The 16,147-nt window shown below is 73.1% G+C and carries 11 protein-coding genes; 3 read left to right on the top strand and 8 right to left on the bottom strand.

Translation table 11 applies throughout. From position 1 onward, the window contains the following. Positions 1-8: 8 nt before the first annotated feature. The 7 genes from hydA to WN71_RS30655 form a co-directional block, all read right to left on the bottom strand. Positions 9-1,412, bottom strand: a complete 1,404-nt coding sequence (gene hydA / locus WN71_RS30625; protein ID WP_046582159.1) for a dihydropyrimidinase — start codon at positions 1,410-1,412, stop codon at positions 9-11. Between the two features lie 126 nt (positions 1,413-1,538). After that, positions 1,539-2,381, bottom strand: coding sequence for a nitrilase-related carbon-nitrogen hydrolase (locus WN71_RS30630; RefSeq protein WP_046582157.1), 843 nt, complete (start codon positions 2,379-2,381; stop codon positions 1,539-1,541). Between the two features lie 182 nt (positions 2,382-2,563). Then, positions 2,564-4,153 (bottom strand): PucR family transcriptional regulator, encoded by a 1,590-nt coding sequence (locus WN71_RS30635; RefSeq protein WP_046582155.1) that lies wholly within the window; start codon positions 4,151-4,153, stop codon positions 2,564-2,566. A 28-nt stretch (positions 4,154-4,181) separates the two neighbouring features. Next, a complete protein-coding gene (locus tag WN71_RS30640; RefSeq protein ID WP_046582153.1) occupies positions 4,182-5,465 on the bottom strand; it encodes an aspartate aminotransferase family protein in 1,284 nt (427 codons plus the stop codon). Continuing rightward, positions 5,462-6,304, bottom strand: coding sequence for a nitrilase-related carbon-nitrogen hydrolase (locus WN71_RS30645; protein WP_046582150.1), 843 nt, complete (start codon positions 6,302-6,304; stop codon positions 5,462-5,464). Before WN71_RS30645 ends, WN71_RS30640 begins: the two co-directional genes overlap by 4 nt. A gap of 820 nt (positions 6,305-7,124) precedes the next feature. Next, the gene (locus WN71_RS30650; protein WP_046582148.1) at positions 7,125-8,978 is read right to left on the bottom strand and encodes a hypothetical protein; all 1,854 of its coding nucleotides are present in this window, start codon (positions 8,976-8,978) and stop codon (positions 7,125-7,127) included. A gap of 279 nt (positions 8,979-9,257) precedes the next feature. Further along, positions 9,258-9,509: a helix-turn-helix domain-containing protein gene (locus WN71_RS30655; protein ID WP_046582146.1), complete on the bottom strand. Its 252-nt coding sequence runs from the start codon at positions 9,507-9,509 to the stop codon at positions 9,258-9,260. 32 nt (positions 9,510-9,541) lie between these two features. Here WN71_RS30655 and map point away from each other — a divergent pair, with 32 nt between their 5' ends. Further along, positions 9,542-10,309 (top strand): type I methionyl aminopeptidase, encoded by a 768-nt coding sequence (gene map, locus WN71_RS30660; RefSeq protein ID WP_046582144.1) that lies wholly within the window; start codon positions 9,542-9,544, stop codon positions 10,307-10,309. Positions 10,310-10,626: 317 nt separating this feature from the next. Continuing rightward, positions 10,627-13,227, top strand: coding sequence for an ATP-dependent Clp protease ATP-binding subunit (locus WN71_RS30665; RefSeq protein ID WP_046582142.1), 2,601 nt, complete (start codon positions 10,627-10,629; stop codon positions 13,225-13,227). Between the two features lie 88 nt (positions 13,228-13,315). Here the strand turns inward: WN71_RS30665 and ggt are convergent, their stop codons facing one another. Beyond that, positions 13,316-15,118 (bottom strand): gamma-glutamyltransferase, encoded by a 1,803-nt coding sequence (ggt, locus tag WN71_RS30670; protein WP_046582296.1) that lies wholly within the window; start codon positions 15,116-15,118, stop codon positions 13,316-13,318. Between the two features lie 218 nt (positions 15,119-15,336). Between ggt and WN71_RS30675 the strand changes: the two genes are divergently transcribed. Beyond that, positions 15,337-16,146, top strand: coding sequence for a hypothetical protein (locus WN71_RS30675; RefSeq protein WP_206300183.1), 810 nt, complete (start codon positions 15,337-15,339; stop codon positions 16,144-16,146). The last annotated feature ends 1 nt before the right edge of the window (position 16,147 follow it).

Here is a 16,147-nt window from a genome sequence, read left to right on the forward strand (position 1 = left end):
CGCCACTCCTAGTTGAGGTACTGACAGGTCGAGCGCGGGGTGTAGACGCCGTGACCTGCGTGTCCGGTGTACTCCCGCTCGGTGATGACGAGTTCGCCGCGCGAGAGCACGCTCTCCACGCGGCCGGTGATCCGCTTGCCCTCGTAGGCCGAGTAGTCGACGTTCATGTGGTGGGTCTCGGCGGACAGCACCTGTTCGGCCGCCGGGTCGTAGATGACCACGTCCGCGTCGGCGCCCGGCGCGATGGTGCCCTTCTTCGGGTAGAGGCCGAACATGCGGGCCGGGGTGGCGCAGGCGATCTCGATCCAGCGGCGGCGGCTGATGTGCCCGTCCACGACGGCCTGGTGGAGCAGGTCCATGCGGTTCTCCACGCCCGGCATCCCGTTGGGGATCTTGGAGAAGTCGCCGCGGCCGAGCTCCTTCTGGCCCACGAAGCAGAAGGGGCAGTGGTCGGTGGAGACGACCTGGAGGTCGTTGGTGCGCAGCCCCTGCCACAGCTTGGCCTGGTGCTCGCGGGGGCGAAGCGGCGTGCTGCACACGTATTTGGCGCCCTCGAAGTCGGGCTCGGCGAGGTTGTCGGTGGACAGGAACAGGTACTGCGGACAGGTCTCGCCGAAGACGGGCAGCCCCTCGTCGCGGGCGCGCGCGAGTTCGGCGACGGCCTCCATCGCGGAGACGTGCACGACGTACAGCGGGGCGCCCGCGACCTGGGCGAGCCTGATGGCGCGATGGGTGGCCTCGGCCTCGAGGAGGGCCTTGCGGACCTCGCCGTGGAAACGCGGATCGGTCTCGCCGCGGGCGAGGGCCTGTTCGACGAGTACGTCGATCGCGATGCCGTTCTCGGCGTGCATCATGATCAGGCCGCCGTTGTCGGCGGCGCGCTGCATGGCGCGCAGGATCTGGCCGTCGTCGGAGTAGAAGACGCCCGGGTAGGCCATGAACTGCTTGAAGGAGGTGACGCCCTCCTCCACGAGGTGGTCCATCTCCTTCAGGGTGTTCTCGTTGACGTCGGAGACGATCATGTGGAAGCCGTAGTCGATGGCGCAGTTGCCCTCGGCCTTGGCGTGCCAGGCGTCGAGACCCTCGCGCAGGGCGCCGCCGACGCTCTGGATGGCGAAGTCGACGATGGTGGTGGTGCCGCCCCAGGCGGCGGCCCGGGTGCCGGTCTCGAAGGTGTCGGCGGCGTAGGTGCCGCCGAAGGGCATCTCCATGTGGGTGTGGCCGTCGACGCCGCCCGGGATGACGTACTTGCCGGTGGCGTCGATGGTGCGTTCGGCCGTCCAGGCGTCGGCGGCGGGAGTGCCGGTGGAGGCGAGGGCGGCGATACGGCCGTCCTCGATCAGGACGTCGGCGTGGAGCTCGTCGGACGCGGTGACGACGAGGCCACCGCGGATCACGGTACGGATGCTCATTTCATGACTCCGCTGGGTCGTGGTCGGGGCTGGTTGCGGATCGTGGTCGGGAACCGGTCGCCGGTGGCTGTTCGCGCGGCTCCCCGCGCCCCTGTCAGGGGGTTGCAGATGGAGTGACGTACCTGTTCACGGCGCGGTCAGGGGGCCGTAGGCGTCGGGGCGGCGGTCCCGGAAGAACTGCCAGCGGTCCCGGACCTCGCGCAGCTTGGCGAGGTCGAGGTCGCGGACGACGAGTTCGGTCTCCTTGTCGCTCGCCACCTCGCCGACGAACTGGGCCTCCGGGTCGACGAAGTAGGAGGTGCCGTAGAAGTCGTTGTCGCCGAGGTCCTCCACGCCCACCCGGTTGATGGCGCCCACGAAGTACTCGTTGGCGACGGCCGCCGCCGGCTGCTCCAACTGCCAGAGGTAGCGGGAGAGTCCGCGCGAGGTGGCGGACGGGTTGAAGACGATCTCGGCGCCCGCGAGCCCGAGGGCCCGCCAGCCCTCCGGGAAGTGCCGGTCGTAGCAGATGTAGACGCCGATCCGGCCGACCGCGGTGTCGAAGACGGGCCAACCGCTGTTGCCCGGACGGAAGTAGAACTTCTCCCAGAAGCCGGGGACTTGGGGAATGTGGTGCTTGCGGTACTTGCCGAGGTAGGAGCCGTCGGCGTCGAGCACGGCGGCCGTGTTGTACAGCACGCCGGGCTGCTCCTCCTCGTACATCGGCAGGATCAGTACGATGCCCAGCTCGCGGGCGAGCGCCTGGAAGCGGCGCACGATCGGCCCCTCGGGGATCTGCTCGGCGTACTCGTAGAACGCCTTGTCCTGGACCTGGCAGAAGTACGGTCCGTAGAACAGCTCCTGGAAGCACAGCACGTGAGCGCCCTGGGCGGCCGCGTCGCGGGCCGCCTGCTCGTGCACCTGGATCATCGACTCCTTGTCGCCGGTCCAGGCGGTCTGGAAGAGGGCGGCACGGATCACTTGGCTCATCGGGACCTCCGGTCGCTCGGTGTGCGGCGAGCCTAGAAAGCCCGGGAGCCCGGGTTGAGTTGCACCGTGTCACGTCTGCGGGCGTACGGCGTGCCACGGTGTCACGTCCTCGTCCACCCATGTTTCACCACCGTTTTCCCAGGTCGTCACGTGTTTCACTGCTGTTGCGCGGGGTCCGCGGGTCAGCCCTGCTGGGCGTCGTGGGCGAGCAGCGCGATATGCACCGAAGCCGCCTGCTCGAAGTCGTCGAGGTCCACGCCGAGCCGGGTCTGTATCGCTTCGAGGCGGCGGTACAGGGCGGGGCGCGAGACGTGATGGAGCTGCGCCGTACGGGACTTGTTGCGGCCGCTGGCGAGATAGGTGCGCAGCACGGACAGCAGGTCGTCACCGGCCGCGCACAGCAGCCCGTCCAACTCCCTCTCAGCGAAGGACTGCACATGCGGGTCGTCCCGCAACAGCCGTATCAGACCCCGCAGATGTACGTCCTTCAGGCGTACGACCGCGGGCAGGTCGCGGGCCGCCGAGGAGTCGGCCACGGCGTCGGCGACGTGCCGTGCCTCGCGCAGCCCGGCGGGCACGTCGTCCCAGGCGGTGCGGGGGCCGGCCGCGGCGACGGCCACGGGGTCCGCGGCGTCGGGGCCGGCGCGCAGCCGGGTGGCGAAGTGCGCGGTGAGCGCGTCGGCGTCCTGGTCGCGGGCGAGACTGAGCAGCACCGCGGTGACGCCGTCGGCGAGTTCGGCGGCGAGGCCGGGCAGGCCCAGCAGTCTCAGGACCCGGTCGAGCCGGTCGGGCGGGGCACCGCGCACGACGAGCGGCACGAAGGTGCGCCGGTTGACCGGCAGGCCGGCGGCGCGCGCCCGGGGCAGCAACTGGCGCGCCGGGACGGCCTCGCTCACCAAGTCGGTGAGCAGGCCCTGCGCGGACTGCTCCTCCCAGGTGTGGGCGGATCCGCCGAGCATCCGGTGCAGCACCAGCGCCTCGGCGGCGCGGTCGGCGAGCAGCCGGCCGGTGGCGGAGTCGCCGCGGTGGCCGCAGAGCATGATCCGGCCCCAGCGTTCGCCGCGCCCGCCGAGTTCGGCGCGGATCCAGCCGTCGCCCTCGTTGCCTCCGGCCTGCCGGGCGATGCGCTCCCAGTCGCGCAGCACGTCGTCCACGGCGGGCCGTTCACCCGCGGTGGCGAGGACCCGGTGGGCGAGGTTGGTGACGACGACCGGGCAGGCGCTGTGCTGGGCGACCTCGTCGAGCAGGGCCTGGAGCGGCGCGCCCGCGGTGATCAGGCCGGTGAGGGCGGTGCGTACGGTCTCCGAGAGGCTGACCGCGGCGAACTTCCGCCGTACCAGCCGGGACTGGACCTCCTCGGTCAACTCGGCGAAGGGGAAGGGGCGGTGCAGGACGACCATGGGCAGCCCGCACCGTTCGGCGGCCCGCCGCATGACGTCCGGCGGGGCGGGGAAGGCCCGGCCGAGGCCGAGCACGACGGCGGCGGCCTCGGCGCGGTGCAGGGACTGGATGTACTCGGCCTGGCGGCCGTCGTCCCCGGCGAGCAGGACGCCCGTGGTGAGCACCATCTCGCCGCCGCTGAGCATGACGCCCACGTCGGCGGCCTCGGCGACATGGACCCAGCGCACGGGCCGGTCGAGATGGCCCGCGCCGGCCACCACCTCCGGCTCCCCGGCGAGCACCCGCTCCAGGCCCAGCACCTGACGGACCGACAGGGCGGGCTCCACGGACTCCGGGAGGTACGGGGCCTTTGACGACGAGGTGGTGGTCATGACGGTCTTCCCTCGCTCGGGCGTTCGGCTACTGCGTGCTCCTCAGCGCGTGTTCGAGGATGGCGGCGCCCTCCTCGGCCTCCGCGACGGTCAGGGACAGCGGCGGGGCGATCCGCAGCGCGCTGGTGTCGTGGCCGCCGCCCTTGCCGATGAGCAGCCCGCCGGCACGCGCCGCCTCCAGGACGGCCCCCGCGGTCTCGGGGTCGGCCTCGTCGGTGCCCGGCTTCACCAGTTCGACGCCGATCATCAGGCCCCGGCCGCGGACCTCCCGCACCCCGGGCAGCTGCGCGGCGACGGCCCGCAGCCGCTCGATGAGCAGCCCGCCGACGCGCCGGGCGTTGCCCTGGAGGTCGTGCTCCAGCAGGTACGTCAGGTTGGCGAGGCCCGCCGCCATGGTGATCTGGGTGCCGCCGAACGTCGAGATGCTGTTGGAGTCCAGGCAGTTCATGATCTCGGCGCGGGCGACGACACCGCCGATGGAGGCCCCGTTGCCGATGCCCTTGGCGAAGGTCAGGATGTCCGGCGGGCCACTGCGGGCGTGCGCCTGCCAGCCCCAGAAGTGGTCGCCGGTGCGGCCCCAGCCGGTCTGCACCTCGTCGGCGATCCACAGGATGCCGCGCTCCTTCAGCACCTCGCGGAAGGCGGCGTAGAGGCCGTCGGGCGGGGAGGTGAAGCCGCCGACGCCCTGGATCGGCTCGGCGATCAGGGCGGCGGGCGGGCGGGTGTGGCCGAGCAGGTCGGTCAGGTCGGCGACGCACGCGGCGATGAACTCGTCGTCCGCGAGGTGGGCGAAGGGCCCCCGGGTGCGGACGCCGCCGTGCACGTAGACCGTCTGGAGCGGCGACAGCGAGGTGGGCGACCAGCCGCGGTTGCCGGTGATGCCGACCGCGCTGAAGGAACGGCCGTGGTAGCTGTTGCGCATCGCGAGGATCGTGTTGCTGCGCCGGAAGGCGGTGGCGAGCAGCAGCGCGGTGTCGTTGGCCTCGGTGCCGGAGGTGGTGAAGAACACCCGGGCGTCCGGGATGCCGCTCAACTTGGCGATGCGTTCGGCCAGTTCTACCATCGGCCGGTTGAGGTAGAGGGTCGAGCTGTGCAGGATGCGCCCGGCCTGGTCGCTGACCGCCTTGGTGACCTCGGGCAGGGCGTGCGCGGTCATCGTGGTGAGGATGCCGCCGAAGAAGTCCAGGTACCTGTTGCCGTCGGCGTCCCAGACGTGCCGGCCCTCGCCGTGGGTGATCTCGATCGGGTCGTCGTAGTAGAGGGCCAGCCAGTCGGGCAGGACGCGGCGGTGGCGGCCGTAGAGCTCGTTCACGGCTCGACCAGCCCCTCGTACGCGTCGGGGCGGCGGTCCCGGTAGAACGCCCATTGCTGGCGCACCTCGTCGATGAGCCCGAAGTCCAGGTCCCGTACGACGAGTTCCTCGGCCTTGTCGCTGGCCGGTTCGCCGACGAACTGGCCACGGGGGTCGACGAAGTAGGAGGTGCCGTAGAAGTCGTTGTCGCCGTACTCCTCCTGGCCGACGCGGTTGATCGCGGCGACGAAGTACTCGTTGGCGACGGCGGCCGCGGGCTGTTCGAGCTGCCAGAGGTAGGCGGACAGGCCGCGCGAGGTGGCGGACGGGTTGTACACCAACTGAGCGCCGTTGAGGCCGAGTTGGCGCCAGCCCTCGGGGAAGTGGCGGTCGTAGCAGATGTAGACGCCGATCCGGCCCACGGCGGTGTCGAAGACCGGCCAGCCGACGTTGCCGGGGCGGAAGTAGTACTTCTCCCAGAACCCCTTGACCTGCGGGATGTGGTGCTTGCGGTAGATGCCGAGGACGGATCCGTCGGCGTCGATCACCACGGCGGTGTTGTAGTAGAAGCCGGACTGCTCGACCTCGAAGACGGGGACCACGACGACCATGCCGGTCTCGCGGGCGAGGTCCTGCATCCGGCGCACGGTCGGCCCGTCGGGCACCGGTTCCGCCCAGCGGTAGTGCTCGGGCTCCTGGACCTGGCAGAAGTAGGGAGCGTTGAACACTTCCTGGAACCCGATGATCTTGGCCCCCTGGCGGGCGGCCTCGCGGGCGTGCTCCTCGTGTTTCGCCACCATGGACTCGGTGTCGCCGGTCCAGGTGGCCTGGACCAGAGCGGCGCGGACGACGTTGGCCATGAGCTGCTCCTTCGACGGGACGTCAGAGCCTCTACGCCCGTAGACACAGGCCGTAGAGGGACGAACGTAAGCCTCCGCGACGGCCTTGCCAAGACCATCGTCGTTAACCCGCGAAGTCGATCGCGTTTCACACTCCCATGGGCGAGCGCGGGGCGGCCTCGGGCCCCGTCGGCACCACTCGTGAGGGTGACGCCGGGGTCCGGCCGCGGGCCGGTACGGGGTGCTCGCGCAGTTCCCCGCGCCCCTTGAGGGGCGGGGGCCCGCGCGGGCGCCCGTGGCTCGAGTCCGGCCGCGGGCCGGTGGGGGGTGCTCGCGCAGTTCCTCGCGCCCCTTGAGGGGCGGGCGCCCGTGGCTCGAGTCCGGCCGCGGGCCGGTGGGGGGTGCTCGCGCAGTTCCTCGCGCCCCTTGAGGGGCGGGCACCCGTGGCTCGAGTCCGGCCGCGGGCCGGTGGGGGGTGCTCGCGCGGTTCCTCGGGCGTCTTGGTGGGGCAGTGCCCAAGCCCCTAGGGGCGCGGGGAACTGCGCGATCGGCCACGACGGGGCCGCACGGGGGCACTGGGGCGGGTGTCCGGCGAGCGCCGCGCCGTCGGCGGTACGGGGCCGCAGTCTCCCCCGGGTGCGCGCCGGGTGGTCCACCGGACCAGGTCGCGGTCTTCCCCGGGCGGATCCGGAAGCGAGGGTCCGGGCCTCTTGGGGGCCTCCGGCCCGGCTCGGGCCGCGTCAGTCAGAGGTCGGTCGACCGGCCGTCCGGGTGCGTGATGCCCGGACGGCCGGTCTCGCCGTCGGCCGCCCTCCCCAGGGCGGCCCGACCGGCCCACCGGTCAGGCGGTGTGGCCGGCCACTCTCAGGGCGTGCAGGAGGTCCCAGTGGCGTACGTCCGAGACGTCCTTGGCGGCCTCCAGCAGCAGCGGCACGAGCCGCTGCGGGTCGGCGGCGACGCTGCGGGCCGCCTCCTCGGGCGTGCGCACCCGGACGTACGCGTCGAGCAACGCGCGCACCTCGCGCATCCGGCCCTCGGCGAGCAGGGCGAGCACGCCCGCGCCGATCTCCTCCGCCGGACGTACGACACCCTGGCGCAGGATCTGCTGTCCGTCCGCCGCCCGCCCGGCCGCGACCAGCTCGTCCGCGGCGGCGACCACGTTCTCGGCGGGCAGCGAGGCCGCCTCCCACAGGAGGGTGACCCACTCGGCTCCGAGGCCGGCGGCGTCCAGTTCCGCCGCGAGCAGCGGCAGCCGGGCGGCGGGCCAGTGGGCGGCCTCCACCAGCAGGGCGTGCGCCTCGCCGGTGCGGCCCTCGCCCCGCAGCCGTACCAGAGTGGCGACGGCCTGCGCGACGACCTGCGCGTCCGAGCTCTCCTGCGGCACCGCGGCGGCGGGCTCCGCGGCCTGCGACAGGGCGCGGGGCTCCGAGCGGGCGCCGCCCACGGAGAACCGCGGGCCGCGCGGGCCGCGGCGCGCGGCCGAGGCGTCCTGGTCCTGCTCGTCGCCGTCCGCGGCGGCCTCCGGGGTGAGCCCCGCGAACCGCGCGCCCACCCGGCGCCGCCTGCGCTGCTTGGGCGCGGACTGCTCGGGGTCGAAGGGGTCCGCGAGCTCGTCGGGCGCGGTGAAGTCGGCCGGATCGCCGGGTTCGACGGCCCGGTGGGAGACCGGGGCGACGGGGACCGAGCCCGTCAGCGCGGGCGCCGGGGCGACGCCGCCGGGCGCGGAGTCGTGCCCGCCGGCACCCCCGAAGCCGGGCCGTGCCGTGCCCCGTGTGTCGGGGAAGTCGCCTCCGCGCGGGTCCGCGAAGTCACCGCCGCGGGCACCCGGGAACTCGCCGCCGCGGCGGTCCGGGGACCGGTCGCCGCGCGCGTCCGCGGACTGGCCGCTCCAGTCGTCCTCCTCGACCCGGTCCGGGTCGCCGCCGAAGGCCCGCTGCCGGTCGCGCCAGGTGAACATGCGCACCGGGCCGGAGGTGCCGCCGTCGGGGCCGCTCGCGGCGCTCTCGCCGGCGGGCGAGGACCCGGCGTCGCGCTGCCGGGGCATGGCGGGCCGGGCGTCGGCGGGGCGCGCGGAACGCTCGCCGGGGCGCTGCGGCGCCCTGGGGCCGCCGTCGGCGGGCCGCGTGGCGCCCTCGCCGGAGCGGGTCGCGGCGATGTCCCGCGAGCCGGGCGCCGGGGCGGACGTCGCCCGGTGGCCCAGGCGCTCGATCCGCGCGCGCAGCTCGGCGCAGCGGGCCGTGGCGCGCTCGTGGTCGTCCCGGGCCCAGGCGAGGTCGAGCCGGAGCGACTCGGCCTCGTCCCGGTTGCCGGCCGCGGCCAGGGACCGGCCGATGCCGGCCTGCCGCTCGGCCGCCTGCCGCTGCTCGCGCAGGGTCGCGTCCAGCCGTTCGATCAGGGCCTCGCGGCCGCCGGGCCGCGTGTCGTGGACGGCGAGCGCCGCCGCGTGCAGCGACCGGGCGCGCTGCGCCTCGGGCGCCACGGCGGCCGTGCCGTACGCCGTGGCGAGATCCTGGAGCAGTGCCTCCAGCACGTCCCACGGCGGCACGTCCCGACCCTCGCGGTACGCCTGCATACCGTCGGGGTCACGCTGCCAGAAGATCCCGCACCAGCCACCGCCCTGGTCGAGGCGTGCCAGCAGGCCGTCCAGGTAACTCGCGAACTCCCGAACCCGCCCCGGGAGCTGTTCCACCGTCATCGCTCAACTCCCACAAGACCGGAACACTCTGCTCCGTAGCGAACACCAGTTTTGTTACGAGTGGGATACGGTCTGCTCTCGGAGTGGATTCGAGATCACCGTGCGCACACCTGGGGACCACTGCCCGCACACATCCGATGCCCGCAAACCATCCCATAACGGGATGATGTGCGAGCACCCACGGAGCGTGCGGAACAGGCCTCAGGGCGTCACGGCGCACATCGACCGCACATCCGCGCACGTGGGACGGCCCTCGGCGTGAGGGCGCGGGGGCGGGCCTCAGGCCACCACGGGCGCGCACCGGCCCGCCAGCTCGTCCATCGACAGGCCGAGGGCGGTGGCCAGGGCGGCGACCGTGAAGAACGCCGGCGTCGGGGCCCGGCCGGTCTCGATCTTGCGGAGCGTCTCCGCGGAGATCCCGGCGCAGGCCGCGACCTCGGCCATGCTCCGGCCGCCGCGCGCCTCGCGCAGCAGACGACCGAACCGCTCGCCGCGTTCGCGTTCTTCGGGAGTGAGAGGGGTGCGCACCATGCCGTCATTCTAATACCGGTATAGTAATTGGCATGGTTGAGTTGAAGACGGACGCGTCGATCGACGCGATGTACGAGGCGGGACAGGTCGTGGCCCGCGCCCTCACGGCGGTGCGGGACGCCGCCGACGTGGGCGTCTCCCTGCTGGAGCTGGACGAGCTGGCGCACGGGGTGCTGCGCGAGGCGGGCGCCACGTCGCCCTTCCTGGGCTACCGCCCGTCGTTCGCGCCCACGCCCTTCCCCGGCGTCGTGTGCGCCTCGGTGAACGACGCGATCGTGCACGGCATCCCGGACGGCTACCGGCTGCGCGACGGCGACCTCGTCTCCCTCGACTTCGGCGCCGAACTCGGCGGCTGGGTCGGCGACTCCGCGATCAGCTTCACGGTGGGCACCCCGCGCCCGGCGGACCTGCGGCTGATCGAGACCGCCGAGCGCGCGCTGGCCGCGGGCATCGAGGCGGCGGTGGTCGGCAACCGCATCGGCGACATCGCGCACGCGATCGGCACGGTCTGCCGGGCCGGCGGCTACGGCATCCCGGACGGGTTCGGCGGCCACGGCGTCGGGCGCCACATGCACGAGGACCCGGGCGTGCCGAACGAGGGCCGGCCCGGCCGCGGGATGCCGCTGCGCCGCGGGATGGTCCTCGCCATCGAGCCGATGCTCATCGCGAGCGGCGACGACGGCTACCACGCCGCCGCGGACGGCTGGACCCTGCGCACCAACGACGGCTCCCGGGCCGCGCACGTGGAGCACACGGTGGCGATCACGGAGTCCGGGCCGCGCGTGCTGACGGCCAGGTGACGGCCCCGGGGGTGCGGGACACCGTGCGGCCGGTGGGGGCCTGTCGCGCAGTTCCCCGCGCCCCTGGAATGCGTCTGCGGGCCGGTGAGGGGCGTTCGCGCCGTTCCCCGCGCCCCTTTCAGGGGACCGACAAGCCACGACGTCGCCGCGGGCAGTCTCCGTGCGGTGCCGGAACGGTGGCGGACATGCCCCGCCCCGCGGGTCGTGCCATCGTGGAATCCGGGCCGTGAGCGGCCCTCAGGTGTGGCCCGGCCCGTGTGCCCGGCACGGCGCGGGCACCCGCGTCCCAGCCGGCACGATCGAGGGAACGGAACGCCATGACCAGCGGCTTCACAGGGCCTGAAGGCTACGGACCCGATCCTTTCGGCGAATTCCTGGCCCGCTTCTTCAGCGGTCAGCGCCAAGGCCCGCGCCAGATCGACATCGGACGCCTGCTGAGTCAGCCCGCGCGGGAGCTCGTGCGCGGCGCCGCGATGTACGCCGCCGAGCACGGCAGCCGCGATCTGGACACCCAGCATCTGCTGCGGGCCGCGCTCTCCGCCGAGCCCACGCGGAGCCTGCTCAGCCGCGCCGGCGCCGACCCCGACTCGCTGGCGACGGAGATCGACGAGCGCTCGGGGCCCGTACAGCTGCCGCCGGGCGAACTGCCGCCGCCGACCTCGCTGTCCCTGACCCCGGCCGTCAAACGGGCGCTGCTGGACGCGCACGAGCTGGCACGGGCCAGCGGGGCGGGCTACATCGGCCCCGAGCACGTGCTGAGCGCGCTCGCGGCCAACCCCGACTCCGCGGCGGGCCACATCCTGCACTCGTCGCGCTTCTCCCCCGGCGCGCTGCCGCCGGAGCCCCCGGAGGCCGCGCAGGGCCGGCCCGAGCGGCCCCGGCCCGCCGACACGCCGACCCTGGACAAGTACGGCCGCGACCTGACCGACCTGGCCCGGCAGGGCCGTATCGACCCGGTGATCGGCCGGGAGGACGTGATCGAGCAGACCATCGAGGTGCTCTCCCGGCGCGGCAAGAACAACCCGGTGCTGATCGGCGACGCGGGGGTGGGCAAGACCGCCGTGGTGGAGGGGCTGGCGCAGCGGATCGAGGACGGGGACGTCCCGGACGTGCTGCACGGCCGCCGGGTGGTCTCCCTCGACCTCACCGGGGTGGTCGCGGGCACCCGGTTCCGCGGCGACTTCGAGGAGCGGCTCAACACCATCGTGCAGGAGATCCGCGAACACTCCGATCAACTCATCGTGTTCATCGACGAGTTGCACACCGTGGTCGGTGCGGGCGGGGGCGGTGAGGGCGGCTCCATGGACGCGGGCAACATCCTCAAGCCCGCCCTGGCCCGCGGCGAGCTGCACGTGGTGGGCGCGACGACGCTGGAGGAGTACCGCAAGATCGAGAAGGACGCGGCGCTGGCCCGCCGCTTCCAGCCGATCCTGGTGCCCGAGCCGTCCGTCGCGGACACCGTCGAGATCCTGCGCGGACTGCGCGACCGCTACGAGGCCCACCACCAGATCCGGTACACCGACGAGGCGCTGGTCGCGGCGGTGGAACTGTCCGACCGCTATCTCACCGACCGGCGGCTGCCCGACAAGGCGATCGACCTGATCGACCAGGCGGGCGCGCGGGTACGGCTGGGCGCCCGCGCCAAGGGCAGCGACGTCCGCACGATGGAACGCGAGGTCGAACAGCTCACCCGCGACAAGGACCAGGCGGTCGCGGACGAACAGTACGAGCAGGCCACCCAGTTGAGGGACCGGATCGGGGAGCTGAAGAAGCGCCTCGCCGAGGCGAGCGGCGACGGCCGGGCCGACGAGGGGCTCGATCTGGAGGTCACCCCCGAGGCCATCGCCGAGGTGGTGTCGCGGCAGACCGGCATCCCGGTCAGCAGCCTCACCCAGGAGGAGAAGGAGCGTCTGCTGGGCCTGGAGGAGCATCTGCACGAGCGGGTGGTCGGCCAGGAGGAGGCGGTGGCCGTGGTCTCCGAGGCCGTGCTGCGCTCGCGCGCCGGGCTCGCGAGCCCGGACCGGCCGATCGGCAGCTTCCTGTTCCTCGGGCCGACCGGCGTCGGCAAGACGGAGCTGGCCCGCGCGCTCGCGGAGGCGCTGTTCGGCAGCGAGGAGCGGATGGTCCGGCTCGACATGAGCGAGTACCAGGAGCGGCACACCGTCAGCCGGCTGGTCGGTGCGCCGCCGGGATACGTGGGGCACGAGGAGGCCGGGCAGCTCACCGAGGTGGTGCGCCGCCACCCGTACTCGCTGCTGCTGCTCGACGAGGTGGAGAAGGCGCATCCGGACGTCTTCAACATCCTGCTCCAGGTGCTGGACGACGGGCGGTTGACCGACTCCCAGGGCCGCACGGTGGACTTCGCCAACACGGTCGTGGTGATGACGAGCAACCTCGGCTCCGAGGCGATCACCCGGCGCGGCAGCGGCATCGGCTTCGGGCCGGGCGGCGCGGAGGCGGACGACGCGGCGCGGCGCGAGCGCATCCTGCGGCCGCTGCGCGAGCACTTCCGCCCGGAGTTCCTGAACCGGATCGACGAGATCGTGGTCTTCCGCCAGCTGTCGGAGGAACAACTGCGCCAGATCACCGAGCTGTTGCTCCAGCAGACCCGGCGGATGCTGCACGCGCAGGGGGTCTCGGTGGAGTTCACGGACGCCGCGGTGGGCTGGCTCGCCGAACACGGCTACCAGCCCGAGTACGGCGCCCGCCCGCTGCGCCGCACCATCCAGCGGGAGGTGGACAACCAGCTGTCCCGGCTGCTGCTGCAAGGCGGCCTCGGCGAGGGCGGCCGGGTCACGGTCGACGTCGAGGACGAACGGCTCGCCTTCCGCACCCGGCAGGCACCACCCGCCCAGGAGGCTCCGCCCGCCCAGGACGCATCACCCACCCAGGAGGCGCCCCCCGCACCGGAGTTGTGACGCCGGGCCGCGTCCCATACGGCGGCCCCGGTACCCGTCGCATCCCGTACGGAGGCGCCGGCCCCGGTCGCATCCGGTACGGCCGCCGCTACGGCGACGGGCGCACCACCATCGCCGAGCCGCCGCCGCGCCGTACGGTCTCGGCGGCGGCCAGCCAGCGGCCGTCGCCGAGGCGTTGCACGCCGGTCGCCGCGCCGATCTCCGGGTTCAGCGTGAAGGAGTGCCCGATGGCCTCCAGCTGTTTCTTCACGTCGCTGTTGTAGAGGCCCGGCTCCAGTTCGGTGGTGGCGGCGTTGCGCTGGCTCGCGCGCGGTGCGGCGATCGCGTCGACGAGCGGCAGCCGCCGGTCGAGGAACTCGGTCAGCGTCTGGAGCACGGTGGTGATGATGGTCGCGCCGCCCGGCGAGCCGAGGGCGACGACCGGCAGGCCGTGCCGGTCGAGCACGATGGTCGGCGAGATGGAGGACCGCGGCCGCTTGCCGGGGCCGGGCAGGTTCGGGTCGTGGACGGCCGGATTGGCGGGCGCGAAGGAGAAGTCCGTCAGCTCGTTGTTGAGCAGGAAGCCCCGCCCGGGGACGGTCATGGCGCTGCCGCCGGTCTGCTCGATGGTGAGCGTGTAGGAGACGACGTTGCCCCACTTGTCGGCGACGGTCAGATGGGTGGTGTTGTCGCCCTCGTAGGTCGTCGGGGCCGCCGTGCCCGAGGAGGCGCAGTCGGCGGGGTGGCGCGGGTCGCCGGGGGCGAGCGGGCTGGTGAGCACCGCGTCGTCCTTGATCAGGCAGGCGCGCGAGTCGGCGTAGTGCTGGGACAGGAGCTGCTTGGTCGGTACGTCCTCGAAGGCCGGATCGCCGACCCAGCGCCCGCGGTCGGCGAACGCGATCCGGCTGGCCTCGATGAAGTGGTGCAGGTACTGCGCCTCGCTCGCCTTCGACAGGTCGGTCCGCTCCAGGATGTTGAGGGCCTCACCGACCGTGGTGCCGCCGGAGGAGGAGGGCGCGATGGAGTACACATCGAGGCCGCGGTAGGACGTCTTCGTCGGCGCCTGCAGCTTGGCGCGATAGGCGGTGAGGTCCTTCGTGGCCAGCTTGCCGGGGCGTGCGTTCCAGTTCGAGGCGGGGTTCACGGCCGGGTGGTCGACGGTGGCCAGGACGTCCTTGCCGAGGTCGCCGCCGTAGAGCGTGCCGATGCCCTTGCGGCCCAGTTCCTCGTAGGTGCGGGCCAGTTCGGGGTTCTTGAAGGTCGAGCCGACCACCGGGAGCTGCCCGCCGGGCAGGAACAGCTCGGCGGTGGCCGGGAAGTAGCGGAACCGGGTCTCGTTCGAGGCGGTCTGCGAGCGGAAGGTGTCGTCGACGGTGAAGCCGTCGCGGGCGACGCGCTCGGCGGGCTTCAGGACCGTGCCGAGGCTGCGGGTGCCCCAACGGTCCAGCGCCGTCTGCCAGGTGGCGGCCGTGCCGGGGGTGCCGACGCTCAGCCCGCTGCTGACGGCGTCGGCGAAGGCGAGGGGTTTGCCGTTCTCCAGGAAGAGGTCGGAGCCGGCGGTGGAGGGGGCCGTCTCGCGGCCGTCGATGGTGTGCACCGAGCGGGTGGCGGCGTCGTAGTAGACGAAGTAGCCGCCTCCGCCGATGCCCGAGGAGTAGGGCTCGGTGACGCCGAGCGCGGCGGCGGTGGCGACGGCCGCGTCGACGGCGTTGCCGCCCTTCCTCAGCACCTCGATCCCGGCCGCGGTGGCGTCCGCGTCGACGCTCGCGACCGCGCCGCCGTATCCGGTGGCCACCGGGGACTTGGCGGGGGTCGCCGCGGATCTCGCGCCCGGCGGGGCGGCGGCGCCGACCGAGACCACCGCGGACACCGCCGCGAGGCAGGCCAGCTTCCGCAGCACTGGGCGACGCAGCGCGGGAAGACTCGTCGCAGGACGACGCATGACGGGACGACGCATCCGCACGCCGGGACGACGCATCAGAACCTCCAGCCCGAGACCGTTCGCGCAGCGTAACGACAACGCTCCGGCCCCGACAGGCCGATTCAGGCTCCTCTCACCCCACCGTCACGAACACCACCCGTCGAACACCGGTACGTACCAGACGCGTCCGCCCGCTACCATGCGCGCCTATGAACGACGACGTGCGCAACATCGTCCTGGGCGTGGTCGCGGCCGGCATCAGTGCCGCGCTGGGCTGGCTCGCCCGGACCTATCTGTGGAAGCGGAAGCTCCGCCGCAAGCAGGCGTTCTTCGGACTGCCGGACAACTCCGAGTCGCTGCTGGTGGTCAACCGCGAGGCGGGCGGCCCCGAACTCACGGTGATGCGGCACGACGTGTTCGCGCTCCTGGAGCTCTCCGCCCTGATCAAGGACTGCAACGCGCACGCCCAGGTCGTCGCGCACGACGCCGCCCAGCAGGGGTTCGGCGAGCGGACCGAGTTCTGCGTGGGCGGGCCCGCCTCCAACCGCCGTATGGCGGCGCATCTCTCGTCCCTGCTGCCCGGTGTACGGGTCAACGTGGACGCCGACCCCGGCCCGGACCGTGGCGCGTTCCAGGTGGGCACCGAGAGCTACCAACTGGATTCAGGCAAGGGCGAGTACGTGATCCTCGCGCGGCTGACCGCCGGTGAACGCCGGGAGTCGCGGCCGGTGTTCCTCTTCTGCGGCCAGCGCGCGATCACCAACCAGGCGGCGACCCGCTATCTGGCCCGCAACCACGAGCGGCTGTACCGCAAGTACAACGGCAACTCCTTCGTGCTGCTGCTGAAGGTGGTCAACTCCCAGGCGTACGGTCCGGATGTGGTCGAGCTGGTGGGCGACGTGACGCGCGCGGCGCAGACGCCGCTGCCGGAGAGCGAGACGGTGCCCGCCCCCCGCCCGTCGCGCCGGTCGTCCCGGAGTTCGTCGGGTACGGCCGAGGGCCGGGCAACCGGCAGCTGAA

Origin of the sequence: Streptomyces mangrovisoli (assembly GCF_000974985.2) — a bacterium.
Taxonomy (GTDB): domain Bacteria; phylum Actinomycetota; class Actinomycetes; order Streptomycetales; family Streptomycetaceae; genus Streptomyces; species Streptomyces mangrovisoli.

Coding starts and splice junctions, on each gene's coding strand:
- hydA (WP_046582159.1), bottom strand. CDS start 1,412: ATGAGCATCCGTACCGTGATCCGCGGTGGCCTCGTCGTCACCGCGTCC.
- WN71_RS30630 (WP_046582157.1), bottom strand. CDS start 2,381: ATGAGCCAAGTGATCCGTGCCGCCCTCTTCCAGACCGCCTGGACCGGC.
- WN71_RS30635 (WP_046582155.1), bottom strand. CDS start 4,153: ATGACCACCACCTCGTCGTCAAAGGCCCCGTACCTCCCGGAGTCCGTG.
- WN71_RS30645 (WP_046582150.1), bottom strand. CDS start 6,304: ATGGCCAACGTCGTCCGCGCCGCTCTGGTCCAGGCCACCTGGACCGGC.
- WN71_RS30650 (WP_046582148.1), bottom strand. CDS start 8,978: ATGACGGTGGAACAGCTCCCGGGGCGGGTTCGGGAGTTCGCGAGTTAC.
- WN71_RS30655 (WP_046582146.1), bottom strand. CDS start 9,509: ATGGTGCGCACCCCTCTCACTCCCGAAGAACGCGAACGCGGCGAGCGG.
- map (WP_046582144.1), top strand. CDS start 9,542: ATGGTTGAGTTGAAGACGGACGCGTCGATCGACGCGATGTACGAGGCG.
- WN71_RS30665 (WP_046582142.1), top strand. CDS start 10,627: ATGACCAGCGGCTTCACAGGGCCTGAAGGCTACGGACCCGATCCTTTC.
- WN71_RS30675 (WP_206300183.1), top strand. CDS start 15,337: ATGAACGACGACGTGCGCAACATCGTCCTGGGCGTGGTCGCGGCCGGC.